Origin of the sequence: Paenibacillus periandrae (genome assembly GCF_022458865.1) — a bacterium.
Taxonomy (GTDB): domain Bacteria; phylum Bacillota; class Bacilli; order Paenibacillales; family NBRC-103111; genus Paenibacillus_S; species Paenibacillus_S periandrae.
On sequence record NZ_JAJNMU010000022.1, the window covers coordinates 84,440 to 103,542 of the forward strand.

Genomic DNA, 19,103 nt, shown 5'->3' on the forward strand with positions numbered 1-19,103 from the left:
AAACTGTGTTAGATGCCGTACAAATTCAAGCGATCATACCCCATCGATATCCTTTTTTGCTAGTAGACCGAATTTTAGAGGTGGAAGCAGGCGTCAGTGCCAAGGGGATCAAAAATGTAACGATCAATGAACCGTTTTTTGCAGGCCACTTTCCATCATATCCGGTAATGCCCGGCGTGTTGATCGTTGAGGCCCTTGCTCAGGTTGGAACAGTTGCCATGCTGTCTTTGGAAGCCAATAAAGGAAAGCTTGGTTTTTTTGCGGGAATTGATGAATTTCGCTTTCGCGGACAGGTCGTACCTGGAGATACTTTGACGCTTGAGGTTACCATTACACGATTAAAAGGCTCTATCGGCAAAGGCAAGGCTGTTGCCATGGTAGGGGATAAGATCGTAGCTGAAGGTGGATTAATGTTTGCGTTATCAGACGCAGCCAAAGAATAGGAGATGAATTTATGACGGTACATAATCGAGTTCAAGAATTATATGAGCAATGGATAACAGATCCGGCAATTGATGAGAGTACAAAGGCAGAGCTTAACCATATTAAAGAGCAGCCTAAGGAAATCGAGGACCGCTTCTATCGTGATCTTGAATTCGGTACGGGGGGGCTGCGTGGTGTTATTGGGGCAGGAACCAACCGGATAAATCGTTATACCGTAGGTCGGGCCACACAAGGACTGGCAGATTTCGTCAACGCTTTGGGAGCAGAGAATCCGTCCGTGGTCATCGCTTACGACTCCCGCAATCAATCTCCTGAATTCGCACTGGAAGCTGCCAAAGTATTGGCTGGTAACGGCATTAAAGCGTATGTATTCGAATCGCTGCGGTCAACTCCTGAGCTCTCCTTCTCTGTACGGGCTCTGCAGGCTTCTGCTGGTATTGTGATCACAGCTAGCCATAATCCACCTGAATACAATGGATACAAGGTGTACGGCTCTGATGGAGGACAGCTCGTTCCCGATCAGGCGGAGCAGGTTATTGCCGCTATCCAGCAGGTACAATCCTTTGCAGATGTGAAACGTGAGAAACGGACGACTGCAGAAGCCAAAGGTCTATTGGAGTGGATTGGTCAAGATATCGATGAGCAATATATCAAAGCTGTGACTTCCGTGAGCCTGAATTCGGATATCGTGAAACGGACTACCAATCAATTTAAAATCGTATTTACACCGCTGCATGGTGCCGGTAATCTGGCTGTAAGGGCTGCTTTAAAAACGATAGGTTTCAGTCAAGTGGTGGTTGTAGCGGAGCAGGAGCTTCCTGATGCCAAATTTTCCACAGTCAAATCTCCAAATCCAGAGGAAAAAGAAGCTTTCACTCTCGCTATTCGCAAGGCCAAGGAAATAGATGCGGATATTATTATCGGTACAGACCCCGACTGTGATCGGATGGGTGCGGTTGTCAAAGATGAGAAGGGTCAATATTTTGTCCTAACGGGCAATCAATCCGGAGCCATTATGGTTGATTACCTACTTAGCAGCCTGAAAAAGCGGGGTCAGCTACCCGACAATGGTGTTGTTATCAAGACGATTGTGACGAGCGAAATGGGCGCGGCAGTAGCTAAGTATTACGGTGTGGAGACCATTAACACGTTAACTGGATTTAAATATATTGGTGAAAAGATGTCGCAATTCCAAGCGTCCGGCGATTCCACCTTTTTGTTTGGGTATGAAGAAAGCTATGGTTATCTCGCTGGTGATTATGCCAGAGACAAGGATGCAGTCATTGCCTCCATGCTGATCTGCGAAGCAGCTGCCTACTACAAAAGCAAGGGCAAAACGTTATATGACGTTCTTCAGGAGCTGTATGTTCGACATGGCTATTTCCTTGAGAAGCTCGAGTCCCGTACCTTGAAGGGTAAAGATGGCGTTGAGCAAATTCAAGGTATTATGAACAATTGGCGCGATCAACCGCCTACCGAAGTGAATGGGCAAACCGTTACTAAAATCGAGGACTTTTCTCAAGGGCTGTATGGGCTGCCGGTTGAAAATGTGCTCAAATATACATTGGCCGACGATTCGTGGTTTTGCTTGCGGCCATCAGGAACAGAACCGAAAATAAAAGTGTATTTTGCTGTTCGCGGTACAAGCGCAGAAGCTGCCGCTAAAGCCATCCAGGGATTAGTTAGCTCCGTGATGAGCAGAGTTGACCAATAATACGGCAGGAGTGAATGTATTGATCGGGCGTTACTTACAATGGAATAAGAAAAGCATGAAGTGGTTATGGTGGCTGGTTATCCTTGGGATGCTGGCCTCCATTCCTGTTGCTTTTGAAAGGTCGCAAACAGAAGAAGGCTCGGGCCGTAAAGTTGAGTTTGTTTTTGATTATCGTGATTTGCTGGAGATTGGGGATCTGCAAACAGACCCGCGGCAATTCGTAAACACACAGCTGAAGGAATTGAAAAAAAACGGTGTGCATTCAATGGCACTTTATGAAGCAACATTGAACGAATTGCGATTGAGCCGTCGTATCGAAATTTTCTCGTCACACGAAGCGACTGCGCTTACGCAAAGTCCGATATCGCCTAACGAGAATTTTACCTATATTTTATTTGCTGAAAAAGAATCGCAGGACAAACTCGAGTCTTTGATTACCAAAGCATTTGGCAGTCTGAATGCCAAAGTTCGTCCGTGGACCTTTAAGAATCAAAATGGTCTCATTATCGAGATGAGTCGGGATGAAGCTGGATTGGTCACGATGGACCCGGATCCGATTGCACTGCAATCACTTAAGGACCAAGGCTTCCATATCGTTGTTCGGATGTCCAATCGCCGACCTTTCAATGCGGAGCAGATGGAAGTGCTGCTAGCTAATTTGCAAAAGTACGGAGTAACACGCTTCATTGTTGATGGAGAGACCGTGCCTGGTTACGTGAGTGACACTAATCTCGCAAATCTGGACACGATGGCTGAGCTCATGAAAAAATATCATATTGGGCTGGCTAACATCGAGCTGCAAAAAACGCAGCAAAAGGGCTTCAATCGCTTGTCGAAAATGATTCAATATGATGTCGTCCGTCTTCACTCCTTTACCGAACGAGACGGCGAGAAACTGACGGAAAACCTGACAGAAGCTGAATTAGAGGACAGAATTCAAGTGGTATCTGACAGGTTCGTTCTTGCGGTTAAGGATCGTAATATCCGGATGGTTTTTCTGAATGCACGTGCTGTTAAGAACCTGGATAAGGGCAAAATCCTGAACCCTCTTGATTCCATATATGAAAGCTTAACGGGTAAGGACGGAGCAATCAAGCGTATAGAAGCAGCTGGTTATGTAATGGGACCTGCAGGGAAATTTGTTTTGGTGCATTCCAATTGGCAATCAGGAGCCAAGCTGCTGCTTTGGATTGGTGCTGTGGCTTTAATAGCGCTGACGATTTCTTATTTTGTTTCCGAGCTTACGCTGCTCGTATTTTTGCTTGGAATGGTGGGCTCGGCTGGATTATTCGTACTCTCCTCCAGTTTGTTTGCCCAGGGACTCGCTTTAGGAGCGGGAACATGTGCACCGATCCTGGCCATGATTATGGCTGTAAAATCTGTTCGCAGCAAATATCAGTCACAAATGGGATCGAGGTTAGGATATGCGATTTGGCTGCTATTGAAAACCGCGGCAATATCCGTCATTGGGATCTTTTTTATAGTGGGTCTGCTGAACCAGATTACGTATTCACTTGTGCTTGAGCAATTCCGGGGTGTTAGCCTGTTGCATTCACTTCCTATTGTAGCGATTGCTTTCTACTGGCTGCTATTCAACGATAGTCTTTCTCACAAGGATAAGCTGAATAAGGCTAAAAAGCTGCTTGCTTCTTATATCAGCGTACTATGGATTATAGGGGCCGCGGCCATTGCGGCTGTAGGATTTTATTATTTATCACGTACGGGTAATGAGGGACAGGCTTCAGCTTTTGAAAAGCTGTTTCGTTCCTTCCTTGAAAATACATTGGGCATTCGTCCGCGTTTAAAGGAATTTTTAATTGCCCATCCGCTGTTTATTTTGGGTGCTTACCTGGCGGTTAAATATCGTAATGCGGTATTGCTGGTCTTGATTGGGGTCATAGGTCAGGCATCCATCGTAGATACCTTTGCCCATCTGCATACGCCGCTGCTCATTTCATCCGGACGTATTGTGTACGGTCTAGCATTTGGTATTTTGATTGGGATCGGTTATATCGCAGTTTGGGAAATTGTCATAAGGAGTTGGCGTCGTTGGACACCCTTGCTGCTAAAAAGATCGTAATATCAGGGTACTACGGCTTCGATAACAGTGGGGATGAAGCGGTATTGCAATCGATTTTGCTCGCTTTGGAGGAGCAGGGGCGCCAGCAGGGTATTCGTTTTATTCCTGTGGTGTTGTCTGCCGATCCGGCCAAAACGAGTCAAACCTATGGTGTCGAAGCTGTGCACCGGATGCGTCCGGGCGCTATGTTTCGAGCGATCCGCAGAGCCGATGGTTTAATTAGCGGAGGCGGCAGTCTGCTGCAGGACGCCACAGGGGCGAAGACCATTCCTTATTATTTAGGAGTTTTAAAGTTAGCCCAATGGCTTGGGAAGCCGACATTTATTTACTCGCAAGGGATTGGGCCCGTTTATCGTGGGATGTTTTTTGGATGGATACGCTCAGTATTTAATCGCTGCCGTCTTATATCTGTTCGTGATGCCGAATCGAAGCAGCTGCTTTTAAATATGAAGGTAACAAGTGAAATTATTGTAGTACCGGATCCGGTAATGGGGATGCCGCGTAGTGATGGAGAACAGGGTCAAATCGAGCCTTTATCAACGGATAAGCCAGTCATAGGTATATCGGTTCGATATTGGAATCAGGATCGGTCAGAGCTAAAGGCGCTTGCAGAAGCTGTCTCCACGATTTTGAAGCAGACGGATGCGCATATTCGCTTTTTACCCTTTCACCTGCCTTCGGATGAAGAGGCATCCAACGTTATAAAAGCTCAGTTGAGCAGCCAGTATGACGATCGAATTTCGATTTCTCACGGAGCCGTACATCCCCAGCAGATGCTGGCTGAGGTTGGCCGCTGCGATTTGTTGATCGGCATGCGGCTGCATTCCTTGATATACGCTGCCTCACAGCAAATACCTATGCTGGGCATTTCCTACGATCCAAAGATTGATCAATTTTTAAATCGTTTGGATATGCACGCAGTGGCACATACGACTTCGATTCATAATGAGACGGGTGGCAGCATAGCAGCTGAGGCTGTCAAGCTTTTGGAGCAGCGGTCGAAATGGCAATCCGATAAGCAGCTGCTTATCGAACGTTTGAAACAGGAAGCACAAACTCCAGCTGAGCAAATCGCTTTATTTTTTACTAAAGGAAGGGATCATCATTGACTATACCTAAAGTGTCGATATTCGGTGTTCCCTTCTCCAAATTAAGCATGAACGAGACCGTTAATTTGGTTACACGTATGATTGAATCCAGGGAGCCTCATCAAATTATTACGGCGAATCCGATTATGGTTATGTCGGCTGTAGATAGTCCTGCCTATTTGGAACTTCTTCAAGCGGCTGATCTGGTAGTTCCAGATGGAGCAGGCATCGTATGGGCCGCCAATTATGTGGGCAATCCCGTTGCTGAGCGTGTAGCCGGATTTGATTTGCTTCATCGGCTGATGCAGCTTGGAGAACCAAAAGGCTGGAAAGTATATTTGCTGGGTGCTTCTACGGAAATGATAGAAGCAGCTGCCAGCAGTTTAAAACGACAATATCCTGCACTGCAGCTTGTCGGTTACCGTGATGGTTACTTTCAAGCCGATGAGGATGCTGCTGTTATTGCGAATATTCGGGAGCATGATCCGGACATCCTATTGATAGGTCGATCAGCTGATAAGCAGGAGCCGTGGATTGCACATTATAAACAGCAGCTGGGAGTTCCTGTTATTATGGGCGTAGGAGGAAGCTTCGACGTACTGTCGGGGAAGCTGAAGCGTGCACCTGGGATTTTTCAAAAGCTGCGTTTGGAATGGTTTTACCGTCTTCTACAAGAGCCTTGGCGTTATAAAAGAATGCTTGTACTGCCGAAATTCGCAATGAAAGTGATCCGTGAGAAGAAAAACGTGCAAAATCGTGGGAAATAACATAATTAAGACTGGAAATCAACAACTTTCATATAAAATGAAGGTAGTAATATGCGCCCGGACGGAGTATAATTTAAATTGTTTTCTGGGCTTTTATAGATACAAAGGGGCTGTGTAAATAGAATGAACGTATTGTACGGAATTGGCTTTGTAGTGGCCTGCTTGATTGCCTTGCTGATGACGCCTTTGGTGAAACGCTTTGCATTTTGGGTAGGGGCTGTGGATGCACCCAATCACCGGAAGGTACATAGTCGGATCATGCCTAGACTAGGTGGACTTGCTATTTTCATTGCATTTGTAGGGGCATATTTTGTGGTTTCACCTGCGGTTCAATCCGATGTAGCGTTGGGCCTGCTGGTGGGTGGAGCAATTATCGTGTTGGTAGGGGCCTTGGATGATCGTTTTGACCTATCTCCAAGAATCAAGCTGCTTGGACAAATTATTGCAGCCTGTGTCGTTGTGTACTCAGGGGTCGTAATTGATCTGGTTAATGTGCCTTTTGGAGATACGATGATTTCCTTGACGTGGCTGTCTGTACCTCTTACGATCTTCTGGATTGTTGGGGTAACCAATGCGATTAACTTAATTGATGGATTAGATGGTTTGTCAGCCGGTGTTTCCGGCATTGCGATAACGACGATTCTTGTGCTTGCTTTAATGATGGGGAATGTGACCGTAGTTCTACTCAGTGTCATTTTGCTTGGCAGTATTATTGGTTTCTTATTTTATAATTTTCACCCGGCCAAAATTTTTATGGGGGATTCGGGAGCACTGTTTTTGGGATTTGCACTGGCAACCTTATCCATTCTAGGGTTTAAGCAATCGATCGTGCTATCTCTGCTAGTTCCTATTATGATCCTCGGGGTTCCGATTTCGGATACGTTATTTGCGATATTAAGACGTTGGGTCAATAAGACACCAATCTCCAAGCCGGACAAAAGCCATCTTCACCATTGTCTGCTGCAATTGGGCTTTAGCCATCGGCTTACTGTACTGATTATTTATGGGATTGCATCGATATTTGGTGCATCAGCGGTCCTTCTATCTTATATGTCAGAGCAAGAAGTTATCTGGGGAATGGTTTTGCTGATTGTCGTGTTGATTGCCATTCTTGTACTGGGTGCTGAAGCGATCGGAATCATCAGCCAAACGAAAAAGCCGGTTTTACGATCATTGCAAAAAATCAGAGTACTATTAAGCGCACGTTCACGTATGACCAAATAAAATGAAAAAGAAGCCTCGAACCCATTAGGTTCGGGGCTTTTGCTTATGTAACAGATCGGCCCAAATCAAGATATATACATGGAAAATAATACGTGATGACGCAGGCGTATAGTTCGTTGTATACTAAGTTTCGTAAGAGAGGCAATACGAAATTGATAGACAACCTGATATACGAAATCAGATGAAATGAGTTGATCAAAAAATAAAAAGTTTTTTTAGAACAGCGCAACTTTTTATACAACGCCGCGTTTAATACATTGAAACACAAAACATCAGGTTGGTAAGCAAGAGGTTGGATATATTTTGCAACGCACCTCTTTACCTTACTAGGATTGCAGTGTATAATGTACAAGGGTGTACGATTGGCTATCTTTTCATTCTATTGTTTACTAGTTTCTGCAAACTTATACTTGCAGACCTTAATAAATAAAAATTCATTTCGCTCAACTCTGGGAAGGGGGTGAAACGGCTAATGAGTGCATCGAGCTATAATCCATCTAAACAGAACTCTAAAAAACCGAAAGATATTCGAGGAGGAGAACAAAAGGTTATGAAGAAAAGTTTATCTACGATTTTATCCTTGGCTATGGCATTCTCGATGTTTTCATCTGTAGCACTTGCTGCAGAAGCTGACGCTACTAAAACATCCGCTGATTTTACAGATCTTAAAGATCTGGATGCAGCTACAAAATTAAAATTTGATGCATTGATTTCCGCTGGTGTGTTTGACGGCGTAAAAGAAGGTACTTTTGGTCTTAAAGACGAAATGAACCGTGCTCAATTCGCTAAAGTAGCAGCTTTGATCTTTGGATTGAAAGTTGACACTACTTTGAAAACATCGACTTTCACTGATGTTAAATCCGATGATCCAGCTAACGGCTACGCGCTTCCTTATATTGAAGCAGTTAAAGCAGCAGGCATTACTGATGGTTATGCACCTGGTGAATACAACCCAGCTGGTAAAGTAACTAAAGAACAATTGGCAGCTTTCTTGCTTCGTGGTCTTGGTAAAGACGCTGCAGCTAAAGCAACTCCAGGCGTTACTGACACTACTGTATCCGATTGGGCTAAAGGTTATGTAGCATTGGCTCTTCAATTAAAATTGCTGAGCAATGGTACTGATGGTAAATTTGCTGGTACTTCCAATGCAACTCGTGATTTGTTGGTTCTTAGCGCTTCTGAAGCTAAAGCACAATACAAACCGATTTTCAACGGTAAGTATTCAATCGCTTCTTTCAAAGCAACTGATGCTGACAAATTGACTCTTCAATTGAACGGCGCTTTGACTGACGAAGCTGCTAAAGCATTGAAAATTGAAATCAAAAAAGACGGCAATGTAGCGACTAACTACACAACTAAGTGGAGTGACGACAAAACTACGGCTACTTTGACTTTCGACACTAAATTCCAAAACAATGTATACGGAGTAACAATCAGTGGTCCTAGCAACCTTGACACTACTGCAGTAACTTCTTCCGTAACTACAACTATTGAGAGAATTGCGAAAATCGAATTCTTGACTGCAGCAGAAAGCTTGCCGCGTACTACAAACAAATTAAGAATCAACTTCAAAGCTACTAACCAATACGGTGCTAAATCTAGCTTGTCTTACAATAACTTTACAATTAACGCAGGTAGCAACATTTCTGTTACTGGTGTGAGTGGAGAGCAATCATTCTACATTCAACAACCACAAAAATCGGGTATCACAAACCCTACTAGCAACGACAGTGCTTTGGAACGTAATGACCGTATTTCTGTAACGATCATTCACGAGGATTCTGGCGCAACTGCGAACAAAGTATTTGCAGTGGGCGATTCCCCTAACGTTTCAAAAGTTGAAATTGGCGATTTGTTGAACAGTGCTAACACCAAGATTGAAACAATCGAAGCTAACAAGGACACTTATTTGGGTCTGAAAGCATATGACCAATATGGTATCCCTGTAGAAGATTCCGAAACTTTGAACAGAGGTATTACTTTCTACTCCACAGAGGGTAATGTTGTTCGCGTAGCTAAAGACAAAAACAGCAATGATGCTTGGTTTACACAAACAAGTGAAATTGGTGACGATGCTGCTGACTTGAAATTCAAGTACAACAAAATTGAATCCAAAGAAAATATCACTTTGACTGTTATTGCTAATGGTTCCGGCCAAACAGCTACTAAAACTGTTAAGGTAAATGCTCCTAAAACTCCTGCTTCAGTTGAAATTGGTGCTTACAACTATACTTTGGCTGAAGGCGATGTAAAAACAGGTGATAGCGCTTTGGATCAAAAGTTCTATGTACCTCTTGTTGTTAAGGATGCTAAGGGTGATCTGTTGACTCCGAGTGAAATTGCAGACAATGCTTATAAATTCTCGATTTATGGTACTGGTAGCGTAAACCCTGATACAACTAGCAAGGTTTACAACTCAGATACAAAATCGGAAACAACTACTGCAATTGTTCAAACAGGTGAGCACAAAGGTCAAATTGCCATTGCTTCCGTTGGTTACAAAGGATCTGCTGGTATTACAATCATGTTGCTAGACACACCTAATGTTAAAGCTAGCTGGAGCACTAACGTAGCTGAAAAACGTAGAGCTGACAAAATCGTATTCTCTGCAACACCTAAGAAATATATGGTCAACAACACAGACAATGAGTTCAAAGTTAAAGTGTATGACCAAAACGGTGGCGAATTGAAATACAATCTTGACAATACTCGCGTAAGATTTGCTTTGCAAGCAGCGAATGAAACTTCTGTAAATGCTGGAACTAACCCTTCTAACCTAACTCTTAAGAGTAATGAAGTAGCTGCTGCGGGAATCAACCCTGTTACTAAAGCACTGCAATCTACAGTTGATCCAATTGTTGATAACTCTGTTGCGAACAACACCAGAAAGTTCATCTTGAACCCAACTGTAGTAGGTACAGTTTATACTAATCAGTATGACTACTCCGCAAATAACGGTAGCTATGTTGGTAACACAGATTATACATTCCCATTGAGCGAAGTATTTGATAAGTCTTACAAATTCTTTACACCAGCTAACGCTAAGTTAGGTACTAACTTTACGTTTAATGCTTATCTGGAAACTTATGATAACAGTACTGGTAAATGGAACAGCATCAGCAATGTAAATACTAACTTGGAAGTTCTGGATACTACTAAATCCACTAACAAGTTGACTATCGAAGCATTTGCTGATAAAGCTCTTAATAATACTTTGCTGGCGGCTCGTGATTACTTGGGTGAATCCGCTATTGCTGCAAACGGAACTACAAGTGTACAAGAAGCAACTTATGTTTATAACACCAATAAGAAACTTGCCAAAGAAATTAAGTTGTTAGCTAAAACTAGCAGCGGTGATTTGGTAGCTGTTCCTAACGGTAACATCAAAACCATTACTAGTAGCAATCCTAAGGTTGCAGAAGTAGTTTCTGGTCAAAGATTTATTGTAGGTCTTGAAGCTGGTACTGCAAAAATTACTGTAACTTATGTTGATGGTAAGGGAGACTATAACACTTCTGCTTTCGATGTAACTACGAAAAACGAAGGTCCATCTGTAACTTCCATTACTACTGAGAAATCCAGCAATACTATTTCTGGCGCTGAGGCTCAACTCAAAAAAGACAGAGGTATGTTGTATGTCTGGGATACTAATATGGCTAAGAAAGTGACTATTAAAGATCAATTTGGTGGAGAATATGTATCTGATCGTACTCCTTTGACAAATATTGGTGGCGTTTGGTATGGTACTCTTAAAGATGATAACAGCAAACAAGTTCTTACACTTGCTGATTCTTCTACTGACCAATTCATCCAAAAACATGCTAACATCTTGAACATGACTTTCTATGCTACAGATGTTAAGTCCACTAGTGGAACTGGTAAAGTTGAAATTGACAATACTGGTAAAATCACTACACTTAGTGCAGACGTTACAAGCTTCACTATCAACATCTTCTCACCAAGTGGCAAGTCCGCAACAACATCTGTAACTGTAAACTAATATCTTATTAGTTTCGGAAAAGAAGACCTTTCGGGGTCTTCTTTTTTTTTATGTTTAATTCGGATATACTTAAAATCATATTGCCCTATGACTAGGAGGAACTTAATGTTTAAATATACTTTGAAAGTTACGGTTATGGCTGCATTGCTTTGGACAACTTCTATTGTAGTTACTAACGCCGATGGAGGTTCAACCAACCCACAAGCAGGAACCATTGACGACCCTGTCATCACCAAGAGTTATTTTGAACAAAACATTAAATTAAAAGTTGCTGAGGAACTAAACAAGCAAACCATTACAGAAGAAAAAGTTAAACAAATCATTGCTAGTGAACTTTCTTCATCTAAGCCAAATCCAGGGGATAGTGGCAAGACAACACCTACTCCCGTAGTGGACGTTCCCAGTCAGACGGGTAGTTCAAATCTATCGGTAATTAAGCTTGATCCAGGCCAATCCATCTACGGTGGGGCAGGAACAGAAATTATCATTCGAACAGGCAGAGTCACAATTGTCAGCTCAGACGATAATGGGATCCCCGATGTAACCTCGGGTAAAGATATCGCTGCAGGAGCAGTTGTTGACTTAAATCATCTGCTTATAGTTCCTCGCGATGGGCGAGGCATTAAATCAGACCCTAAGCTTAAGCAGGATATTTATGTAATGATACGTGGTTCGTATTTGATCACCAATGCTGACGGCAGTAAAGTAACTACATAAATTTTGCCCAATATGACAATTGTTTATACGAGTGCTGATCCGTGCAATGGCCATACTACGATTATCATGGATCGGGAGGTGAATGACTGTGGCTAGTCGTAAGAAGATTGTGCCGGAAAGCCATCAAGCCCTTGATTTGCTAAAGTACGAAATAGCAGCTGAAATGGGATTGCCGGTAGGTAAATCTTTGGCTGATATGAATGTTGAATTTGCTACTGAATTAGGTGGAATATCATCAAGTTCAGTCAAGGAAGATTATTGGGGACACATCACATCCAGAGATGCTGGAGCTGTAGGCGGAGCGATTACAAGCAGGTTAATTAGGAAAGCCGAAGAAACGATGTTTAGTTTATAGCACATATACTAAGATTAATTAGAACTCATGCAAATTTATTGACAGTACCCTACAAATCCAGTAACATAACTAAAGAAGGTCATATTGAATGTAACCTTTTCCGATAGGAAAGGGTTGATTTTTTTGTCCATGCTTCATCTCATCATAGGATTAAGAAGAAGCAATTTTCTACGAAAATTTTAAGGAGGTCGATAGTATATGTCATCAACACCACGCGGTCGGCGCTTATTTACATCAGAATCAGTAACTGAAGGACATCCAGATAAAATTTGCGATCAAATTTCTGATGCTGTACTTGACGCATTTTTGGCTAACGACCCAAATGCTCGTGTTGCTTGCGAAGTTTCGGTTGCAACCGGCTTAGTGTTAGTTATTGGAGAAATTTCAAGTCAATCTGAATATGTAGATATTCAATCTATTGCACGTCAAACTATCAAGGATATCGGTTATACTCGCGCTAAATTTGGATTTGATTCCCAGACTTGCGCAGTGTTGGTTTCTTTGAATGAACAATCAGCTGATATCGCACAAGGCGTTGACCGTGCTCTTGAAGCACGTGAAGGTTTAATGTCCGATGATGAGATTGAAGCCATTGGAGCAGGGGACCAAGGAATGATGTTCGGATTCGCGGTGAATGAAACTCCTGAGCTAATGCCGCTTCCTATTTCTATTGCACATCAACTTTCACGTAGATTAACAGAAGTTCGTAAAAATGGTACATTGCCTTACCTGCGTCCTGATGGCAAAACTCAAGTAACGGTTGAGTACGATGGAGATACACCAGTGCGTGTAGATGCTATTGTAGTATCGACCCAGCACAGTGAAGATACAACATTGGAACAAATCCAAGCAGATATCAAAGAACATGTCATCAAGCCGATCGTACCTGAGAAATTCCTTGATGCCGATACTAAATATTTCATTAACCCAACAGGCCGCTTTGTAATCGGTGGACCTCAAGGGGATGCTGGTCTAACAGGACGTAAAATTATCGTAGATACATACGGTGGATATGCACGTCATGGCGGCGGAGCTTTCTCCGGTAAAGATCCGACAAAAGTAGACCGTTCAGGCGCTTATGCTGCACGGTATGTTGCTAAGAACATTGTAGCAGCAGGTTTGGCTGATAAATGCGAAGTGCAATTGGCTTATGCCATTGGTGTCGCGCGGCCAGTGTCGATTGCTGTAGATACATTTGGCACAGGAAAAGTTAGCGAAGAAAAGCTGGTTGAAGTGGTTCGTGCACATTTTGACCTGCGTCCAGCTGGTATTATTAAGCAGCTTGAGCTTCGTCAACCTATTTACAAGCAAACTGCCGCATACGGACATTTTGGTCGCACAGACGTAGATCTTCCTTGGGAGCGTACAGATAAGGCTGAGTTGTTAAAACGCGATGCGCTTGCATAATATTTTTAAGACAAGCTATTAAATAAGCTATAAAAGAGAAGGCAGGTGGGATGATACCCATCTGCTTTTTGTTTGTTAAGGTACACCATTATTACATATTTGGACACCATTATATATTTTAAGGTGCAAATAACGTAACTTTTTGACTGGTTATAGAGTCTATAATGAGTAGAACGGGAATAAGAAGGGAGAACGCAGCGTGGTTAAGCACAATAAATTAGGGATGAAAGTCATAACAATCGCACTATCCGCTATGATTCTTTTATCGCCAATTATAACAACTGACAAAGTTTTTGCAGATGAGCCAACGGTTACAGAGGTTAGTCAAGAGATATTAACTTCGGGTGCCATTATGAAAAAATATGTGTGGAAATCAATTCGCAACAAAAAGGAAGTAACCGTGAACGGAAATGTAGTTGAGGTGGATTTGACGAATCCGCTAGTCAAGCTTGATGTCATGAGTGGTACAAACAATCAATTCACGAAGAAACAAAGTGTACTGGGTATGACAACGGAAACCGGAGCTGTTGCCGGTATTAATGGCGATTTTTACAACACCCAAGCTGAAGGTGTCCCGATGGGCCCTGAAATAGCGAATGGACAATTGATGGCAACTCCGCCTTATTTACCGGGTTTCTATACATTTGCGTTATCCAAAAATAATGTACCTATCGTCGATTTATTTACGTTTCAAGGTAGTGTAACCGCCAAGGATGGAGCTAAATTCACATTGGGCGGTATTAACAAAACGTATTACTGGTTCGAGCCAGGTGGAGAGCACAGCCATATTGATGCGATGTTTATGTATACCAATGCGTGGGGACAGGCTGACCGATCTAATGATGGGACCACTGTGCCTACTGAGGTTTTGGTCGAAAACGGAATTATTAAGCAAATTGCGGAGAATACAATCATTAATGTCATAGCGCCGAAGGATGGTTATGTATTGAGATCATCGGGTCTGGCCGCGGACTTTGTTAAGCAGCATATGAAGGTTGGCGATCCACTTACTGTCGATTATCAAATACTGCCACAGGATGCAAGCAAAACGTATGATACGAAAAACTTTAAAATGATGATTGGCGGTCATACGATTATGGTCGATGAGGGCAAACCGGCCGAATTTTCGCGGGAAGTCGACAGTTTATGCTGCAACCGATCAAGAACAGCCATCGGCTATTCGAAGGATCAAAAAACAGCTTACCTTATTACCGTTGATAATGCAGGTGATAGTAAAGGTCTTTCGATGACCGAGCTTCAGCAGTTTATGATCAAAGTAGGCGTATGGAAAGGTATGAATTTGGATGGCGGCGGATCTACACAGCTGGCCACACGTCCTCTTGGTGAAACGACACCGGTTCTTACTAATAAAACGGAAACAGGTATTCAACGTAAGGTTGTTAATGGCGTAGGGGTTTACTCAACAGCGCCTAAGGGTGCGGTCAAAGGTCTAGTCATACAAGCACCAAGCTTCTTGTTTGTGAACGAGCAGGCGGCATTGGGTTTTAAAGGCTATGATGAGTATTATAATCCACTCGTGGATACTGATAAAATACCGGCTACATGGTCTGTTAGCAATGATGTCGGTACGTTTAAAGATAATATCTTTACACCAAGCAAGCCTGGAACTGCGCAAATTAACGCGTCGTCAGGAACAGGCAAGCAGTCGGTAGGCATCGAGGTTGTCGGGAGAGATCAAATTGCCAGTTTAAAAATTGATGCCCCTAATATGGTGCTGTCCCAGGGTGGCAGCTACAAACTGCCGGTTATAGCGAAAACCAAATCCGGTAAATCCCGAGAGGTGCCTGCTGAATCGATTCAGTGGGAAGTGCTGGGCATGAAAGCTGAGGTTAAGAACGGCATCCTGAACGTCATTGATTTGGCAGGAACGAATCAGGCTCAGCTCATTGCACGCTATGAAGGTTTTAGCACAATGCTGACAATTGCCGTAGGTAAGGACAAGGTTTGGTACGATCTGGAGAAAAATGCGGTCATGACGATGTCGCGTAGTAAGCCTGAGGGTGTAACCTCCTCTGTGTATATTAAAGAAGACCCGAGTAAAAATCATTATTTGGAATTAAACTATGACTTCACGCAAGGTAAAGGCACCAAATGGGCTTTTGCCGATTTTGATGCCGGAATTCAAATCGATGGACAGCCTCAATTCATGAAGCTTAAGGTCAATGGGGATGAAAGTCTTAATGCTTTGAAGACCGAGATTCGGGATAGTGCAGGTAGTGTTTTCTATGTGGAGCTGGCACCAATCCTGAATTGGAAAGGCTGGCAGGTTGTGTCCGAGGATTTGAGCAGCTACAATTTTAAATATCCGATCACGGTAAGAAGCATTTATGTGGTCAATGAGGAAATTGGGCAGGATGAACGAGCGGCTAAAGGGAAGATTGAGCTGGATGATATTACATTTACGTATAAAGGTGATATTGTAAAGCCTTCTAACAATCAGGTGAATCTGACGATTAATAAAACGACCGTTGCGGTAAATAAGAAAAATATGACGCTTGAGCAGGCACCTGTCATAGTAAGCGGAAATACGCTGATTCCGATTCGTTTTGTCGCAGATGCATTGGGCGGTACGGTGAAATGGGATGAGAAGGAACGTAAAGTGACGGTGATTCGTGGGGATAAGCTGATCGATTTATGGATTGATAATCCGGAGCTTATTATTAACGGGCAAAGAGTGACGGCTGAAGTCGCACCCAAAATCATGAGTAATGTGACCGTCGTTCCACTGCGTATTCTGTCCGAGAATCTAGGTTGGAAAGTGACTTGGGATGAGAAAACGCAGCAAATCACTTTACAATAATTAGTTCGTTATAACTTCTTACAAACGCGTCGAAATATGGTACTATATTGCATAGGAGTCTGTTCGGGACTGCAGATTTTGACGAGCAGACTTTTGTGTATGGAATCGCTGGAAGGAGTCGGACTGGGATGCAAGTGGATGCTTTGGATCGCGTTATTAAAAATGCGATTGATGTCATGGAAAGTAGCAAATATCAAATTTTCGAAATCTGTGAAAGCGTTCGGTCAGAACGACAAGCTCTGAACAGCGAATTACAGCAGGTTATGGAAGAAACAACAAACACGATTAATAAAGTTGACCGATTTGAAATGGAGTACCGCCGGGCACGCGTGCGTCTGACCGAAGTCAGCCGTGATTTTAAACGGTTTAAGGAAGACGATATTCGTGCAGCTTATGAGCTTGCGACTCAAATGCAGACTCAGCTTGCTATGCTAAGAGAAAAAGAGCTGCATTTGAAAGCAAGACGTGATGATTTGCAAAAGCGAATCAAAAATGTAGATAAGCAGCTTGAGCGTGCCGAGTCGGTCGTATCCCAGGTTAATGTGGTGCTGGAATATCTGGATGGTGATTTGGATCAGGTTACACGTTTATTGGAATCAGCGAAAAATCGCCAGTTGATAGGGTTGAAAATTATTTTGGCACAAGAAGAGGAGCGCAAACGGATTGCAAGGGAAATCCATGATGGATTGGCGCAAACCTTGGCTAATGTCGTGCTTCGTACCGAAATAGTTGAACGGATGCTGAACAGGGATACCATTAGCTCTGCCAAGGAAGAGCTTGTCGACTTGAAGATTCAGGTCAGAAGCGGGATTGAAGAGGTTCGTAAAATTATTTTCAATCTTCGTCCGATGGCACTGGATGATTTGGGACTTGTCCCGGCACTTCGCAAGTTCATTCAGGATTATGAAGAAAAAACAAAAATACGCACCAAAATCGAACTGGCTGGGAAAGAAGCACGGTTGCCCTCGGGAATGGAAGTTGCCATTTTTCGAGTTGTGCAGGAAGCCTTTTCCAATGTACTGAAGCACTCGCAAGCCTCCCATGTAACATTGGAGCTTACCTATCAACAGCAAATGGTGAAGGTGACCGTCAAGGATAACGGAATTGGTTTTGTAGTCGAGCAGATCGATAAAAAAATCGATAAAGGCAGTCATTACGGTCTGATGGGGATGCGAGAACGTGTTGAACTGCTGGAAGGCAGAATGGAAGTTGAATCAGACGTAGGTGCAGGGGCGAAGGTCTCAATGCTAATTCCTATCAAACTAGAATCGAAGGAGGGGTAATTATGGAGGTAACAGCAGGGAGTACGAAACGCAATATTCGATTAGTTCTTGCCGATGACCATCAGTTGTTTCGCGAAGGTGTCAAGCGAATCTTAAATATGGAAAATGACCTTGAGGTTGTAGGCGAATGTGGTGACGGGATTCAAGTCATCGAGCTGTGTAATACACTCAATCCGGATATTGTCCTGATGGATATTAATATGCCTATTGAAAATGGTGTCGTAGCGACTGGCAAGTTGAAGGAAATCTTTCCGGACATCAAGGTTATCATTTTATCGATTCATGATGATGAGAGCTATGTATTTGAAACGCTGCGCAAAGGCGCGTCCGGTTATTTGCTGAAGGACATGGAAGCCGAGTCGTTAATTAATGCGATTCGCTCTGTAGTAGCAGGACATGCTTATATACATCCCAAAGTGACAGGGAAGCTGATCAATCAGCTGCGGCGCATGACCTATCTGGATGAGGTTGGTGTAGCGGGTGCAGGTATTGTCTCCAAGGAAGCAGGAGTCAAGTATATACATAGCGAAAGCAGTCCACTTACAAGAAGAGAAGCGGAAGTCTTGCGTTTAATGGCGGAAGGTAAAAGCAATAAGATGATCGGTGAATTTTTGTTTATTAGTGAAAAAACAGTCAAAAACCATGTGAGCAGTATTTTGCAAAAAATGGAAGTTGATGATCGTACGCAAGCAGTTATCGTTGCGATCAAAAACGGCTGGGTCACGTTGTAGCCTTAGGAACCAACCAACTCGTCGCGGCATATAATGGCTTAAGGAGGGAGCCGCGATGATGGTGGGGTTATTATGGATTGTGGGCAGCTATGCTGCCAGTATCGTCTTGATGCATTGGTATTATCGGCGGGAGCTTCAGACAAACCCGAAAAAAGTATATGTCTGGTTGATCACTTATAATAATCAAACACAGGTGGAATGGTTCATTCGATCCTTGCAGTTCTTCTCCAAGCTAAAGGGTAGAGATATTCAGATGATTATAGCGGATCAAGGCTCAACGGATGAAACGTTGGCGATTGTTGAACGGCTGAGGATAACTTATCAAATTGAGATTCAAAGCTTTGATGAACAAAATACGCTTGATGAATGGATAGCACGACACGAAGATCAGCAGGTTATGGTAATTCGGCTAGGGCATCAAGAAATTTTAGAAACCGCTTACAAAATGCTGTGAAAATTCAGGTGGTAAGGG

At 43.2% G+C, this 19,103-nt stretch carries 14 protein-coding genes; all 14 read left to right on the plus strand.

Annotated elements, in window-relative coordinates; all coding sequences use genetic code 11:
• The first annotated feature begins 5 nt into the window (after positions 1 to 5).
• The 14 genes from fabZ to LRL21_RS31995 all read left to right on the plus strand — a co-directional run bounded on the left by fabZ (position 6) and on the right by LRL21_RS31995 (position 19,085).
• Positions 6 to 443 carry a 3-hydroxyacyl-ACP dehydratase FabZ gene (fabZ, locus tag LRL21_RS31930; protein ID WP_091173793.1) on the plus strand — a complete coding sequence of 146 codons (438 nt, stop codon included), beginning with the start codon at positions 6 to 8 and terminating at the stop codon, positions 441 to 443.
• Positions 444 to 454: 11 nt separating this feature from the next.
• Positions 455 to 2,158, plus strand: a complete 1,704-nt coding sequence (locus LRL21_RS31935; RefSeq protein WP_240419827.1) for a phospho-sugar mutase — start codon at positions 455 to 457, stop codon at positions 2,156 to 2,158.
• Positions 2,148 to 4,238 carry a DUF5693 family protein gene (locus tag LRL21_RS31940; protein ID WP_338044709.1) on the plus strand — a complete coding sequence of 697 codons (2,091 nt, stop codon included), beginning with the start codon at positions 2,148 to 2,150 and terminating at the stop codon, positions 4,236 to 4,238. The genes LRL21_RS31935 and LRL21_RS31940 overlap by 11 nt, the downstream gene beginning before the upstream one ends.
• Positions 4,208 to 5,347, plus strand: coding sequence for a polysaccharide pyruvyl transferase CsaB (gene csaB, locus LRL21_RS31945; protein ID WP_240419828.1), 1,140 nt, complete (start codon positions 4,208 to 4,210; stop codon positions 5,345 to 5,347). Before LRL21_RS31940 ends, csaB begins: the two co-directional genes overlap by 31 nt.
• 47 nt (positions 5,348 to 5,394) lie before the next feature.
• A complete protein-coding gene (locus LRL21_RS31950) occupies positions 5,395 to 6,093 on the plus strand; it encodes a WecB/TagA/CpsF family glycosyltransferase (RefSeq protein WP_240419923.1) in 699 nt (232 codons plus the stop codon).
• A gap of 123 nt (positions 6,094 to 6,216) precedes the next feature.
• Positions 6,217 to 7,317: a glycosyltransferase family 4 protein gene (locus LRL21_RS31955; RefSeq protein ID WP_240419829.1), complete on the plus strand. Its 1,101-nt coding sequence runs from the start codon at positions 6,217 to 6,219 to the stop codon at positions 7,315 to 7,317.
• 472 nt (positions 7,318 to 7,789) lie between these two features.
• A complete protein-coding gene (locus LRL21_RS31960) occupies positions 7,790 to 11,317 on the plus strand; it encodes an S-layer homology domain-containing protein (protein WP_240419830.1) in 3,528 nt (1,175 codons plus the stop codon).
• A 105-nt stretch (positions 11,318 to 11,422) separates the two neighbouring features.
• Complete coding sequence (locus LRL21_RS31965) at positions 11,423 to 12,034, plus strand: hypothetical protein (RefSeq protein ID WP_240419831.1); 612 nt, start codon at positions 11,423 to 11,425, stop codon at positions 12,032 to 12,034.
• 82 nt (positions 12,035 to 12,116) lie between these two features.
• Positions 12,117 to 12,389 (plus strand): alpha/beta-type small acid-soluble spore protein, encoded by a 273-nt coding sequence (locus tag LRL21_RS31970; RefSeq protein WP_240419832.1) that lies wholly within the window; start codon positions 12,117 to 12,119, stop codon positions 12,387 to 12,389.
• 198 nt (positions 12,390 to 12,587) lie between these two features.
• Positions 12,588 to 13,796: a methionine adenosyltransferase gene (gene metK / locus LRL21_RS31975; protein WP_076233511.1), complete on the plus strand. Its 1,209-nt coding sequence runs from the start codon at positions 12,588 to 12,590 to the stop codon at positions 13,794 to 13,796.
• A 223-nt stretch (positions 13,797 to 14,019) separates the two neighbouring features.
• On the plus strand, positions 14,020 to 16,617 hold the full coding sequence (locus LRL21_RS31980; RefSeq protein ID WP_240419833.1) for a stalk domain-containing protein: 2,598 nt from the start codon (positions 14,020 to 14,022) through the stop codon (positions 16,615 to 16,617).
• 128 nt (positions 16,618 to 16,745) lie between these two features.
• Entirely contained in the window at positions 16,746 to 17,900 is a 1,155-nt protein-coding gene (locus LRL21_RS31985; RefSeq protein ID WP_076233510.1) for a sensor histidine kinase, read from the plus strand.
• 2 nt (positions 17,901 to 17,902) lie between these two features.
• Positions 17,903 to 18,631 (plus strand): response regulator, encoded by a 729-nt coding sequence (locus LRL21_RS31990; protein ID WP_240419835.1) that lies wholly within the window; start codon positions 17,903 to 17,905, stop codon positions 18,629 to 18,631.
• Positions 18,632 to 18,686: 55 nt separating this feature from the next.
• Positions 18,687 to 19,085 (plus strand): glycosyltransferase family A protein, encoded by a 399-nt coding sequence (locus tag LRL21_RS31995; protein ID WP_240419836.1) that lies wholly within the window; start codon positions 18,687 to 18,689, stop codon positions 19,083 to 19,085.
• Positions 19,086 to 19,103 lie beyond the last annotated feature (18 nt).

Coding starts and splice junctions, on each gene's coding strand:
- LRL21_RS31935 (WP_240419827.1), top strand. CDS start 455: ATGACGGTACATAATCGAGTTCAAGAATTATATGAGCAATGGATAACA.
- LRL21_RS31950 (WP_240419923.1), top strand. CDS start 5,395: ATGAACGAGACCGTTAATTTGGTTACACGTATGATTGAATCCAGGGAG.
- LRL21_RS31955 (WP_240419829.1), top strand. CDS start 6,217: ATGAACGTATTGTACGGAATTGGCTTTGTAGTGGCCTGCTTGATTGCC.
- LRL21_RS31960 (WP_240419830.1), top strand. CDS start 7,790: ATGAGTGCATCGAGCTATAATCCATCTAAACAGAACTCTAAAAAACCG.
- LRL21_RS31965 (WP_240419831.1), top strand. CDS start 11,423: ATGTTTAAATATACTTTGAAAGTTACGGTTATGGCTGCATTGCTTTGG.
- LRL21_RS31970 (WP_240419832.1), top strand. CDS start 12,117: ATGACTGTGGCTAGTCGTAAGAAGATTGTGCCGGAAAGCCATCAAGCC.
- metK (WP_076233511.1), top strand. CDS start 12,588: ATGTCATCAACACCACGCGGTCGGCGCTTATTTACATCAGAATCAGTA.
- LRL21_RS31980 (WP_240419833.1), top strand. CDS start 14,020: ATGAAAGTCATAACAATCGCACTATCCGCTATGATTCTTTTATCGCCA.
- LRL21_RS31985 (WP_076233510.1), top strand. CDS start 16,746: ATGCAAGTGGATGCTTTGGATCGCGTTATTAAAAATGCGATTGATGTC.
- LRL21_RS31990 (WP_240419835.1), top strand. CDS start 17,903: ATGGAGGTAACAGCAGGGAGTACGAAACGCAATATTCGATTAGTTCTT.
- LRL21_RS31995 (WP_240419836.1), top strand. CDS start 18,687: ATGATGGTGGGGTTATTATGGATTGTGGGCAGCTATGCTGCCAGTATC.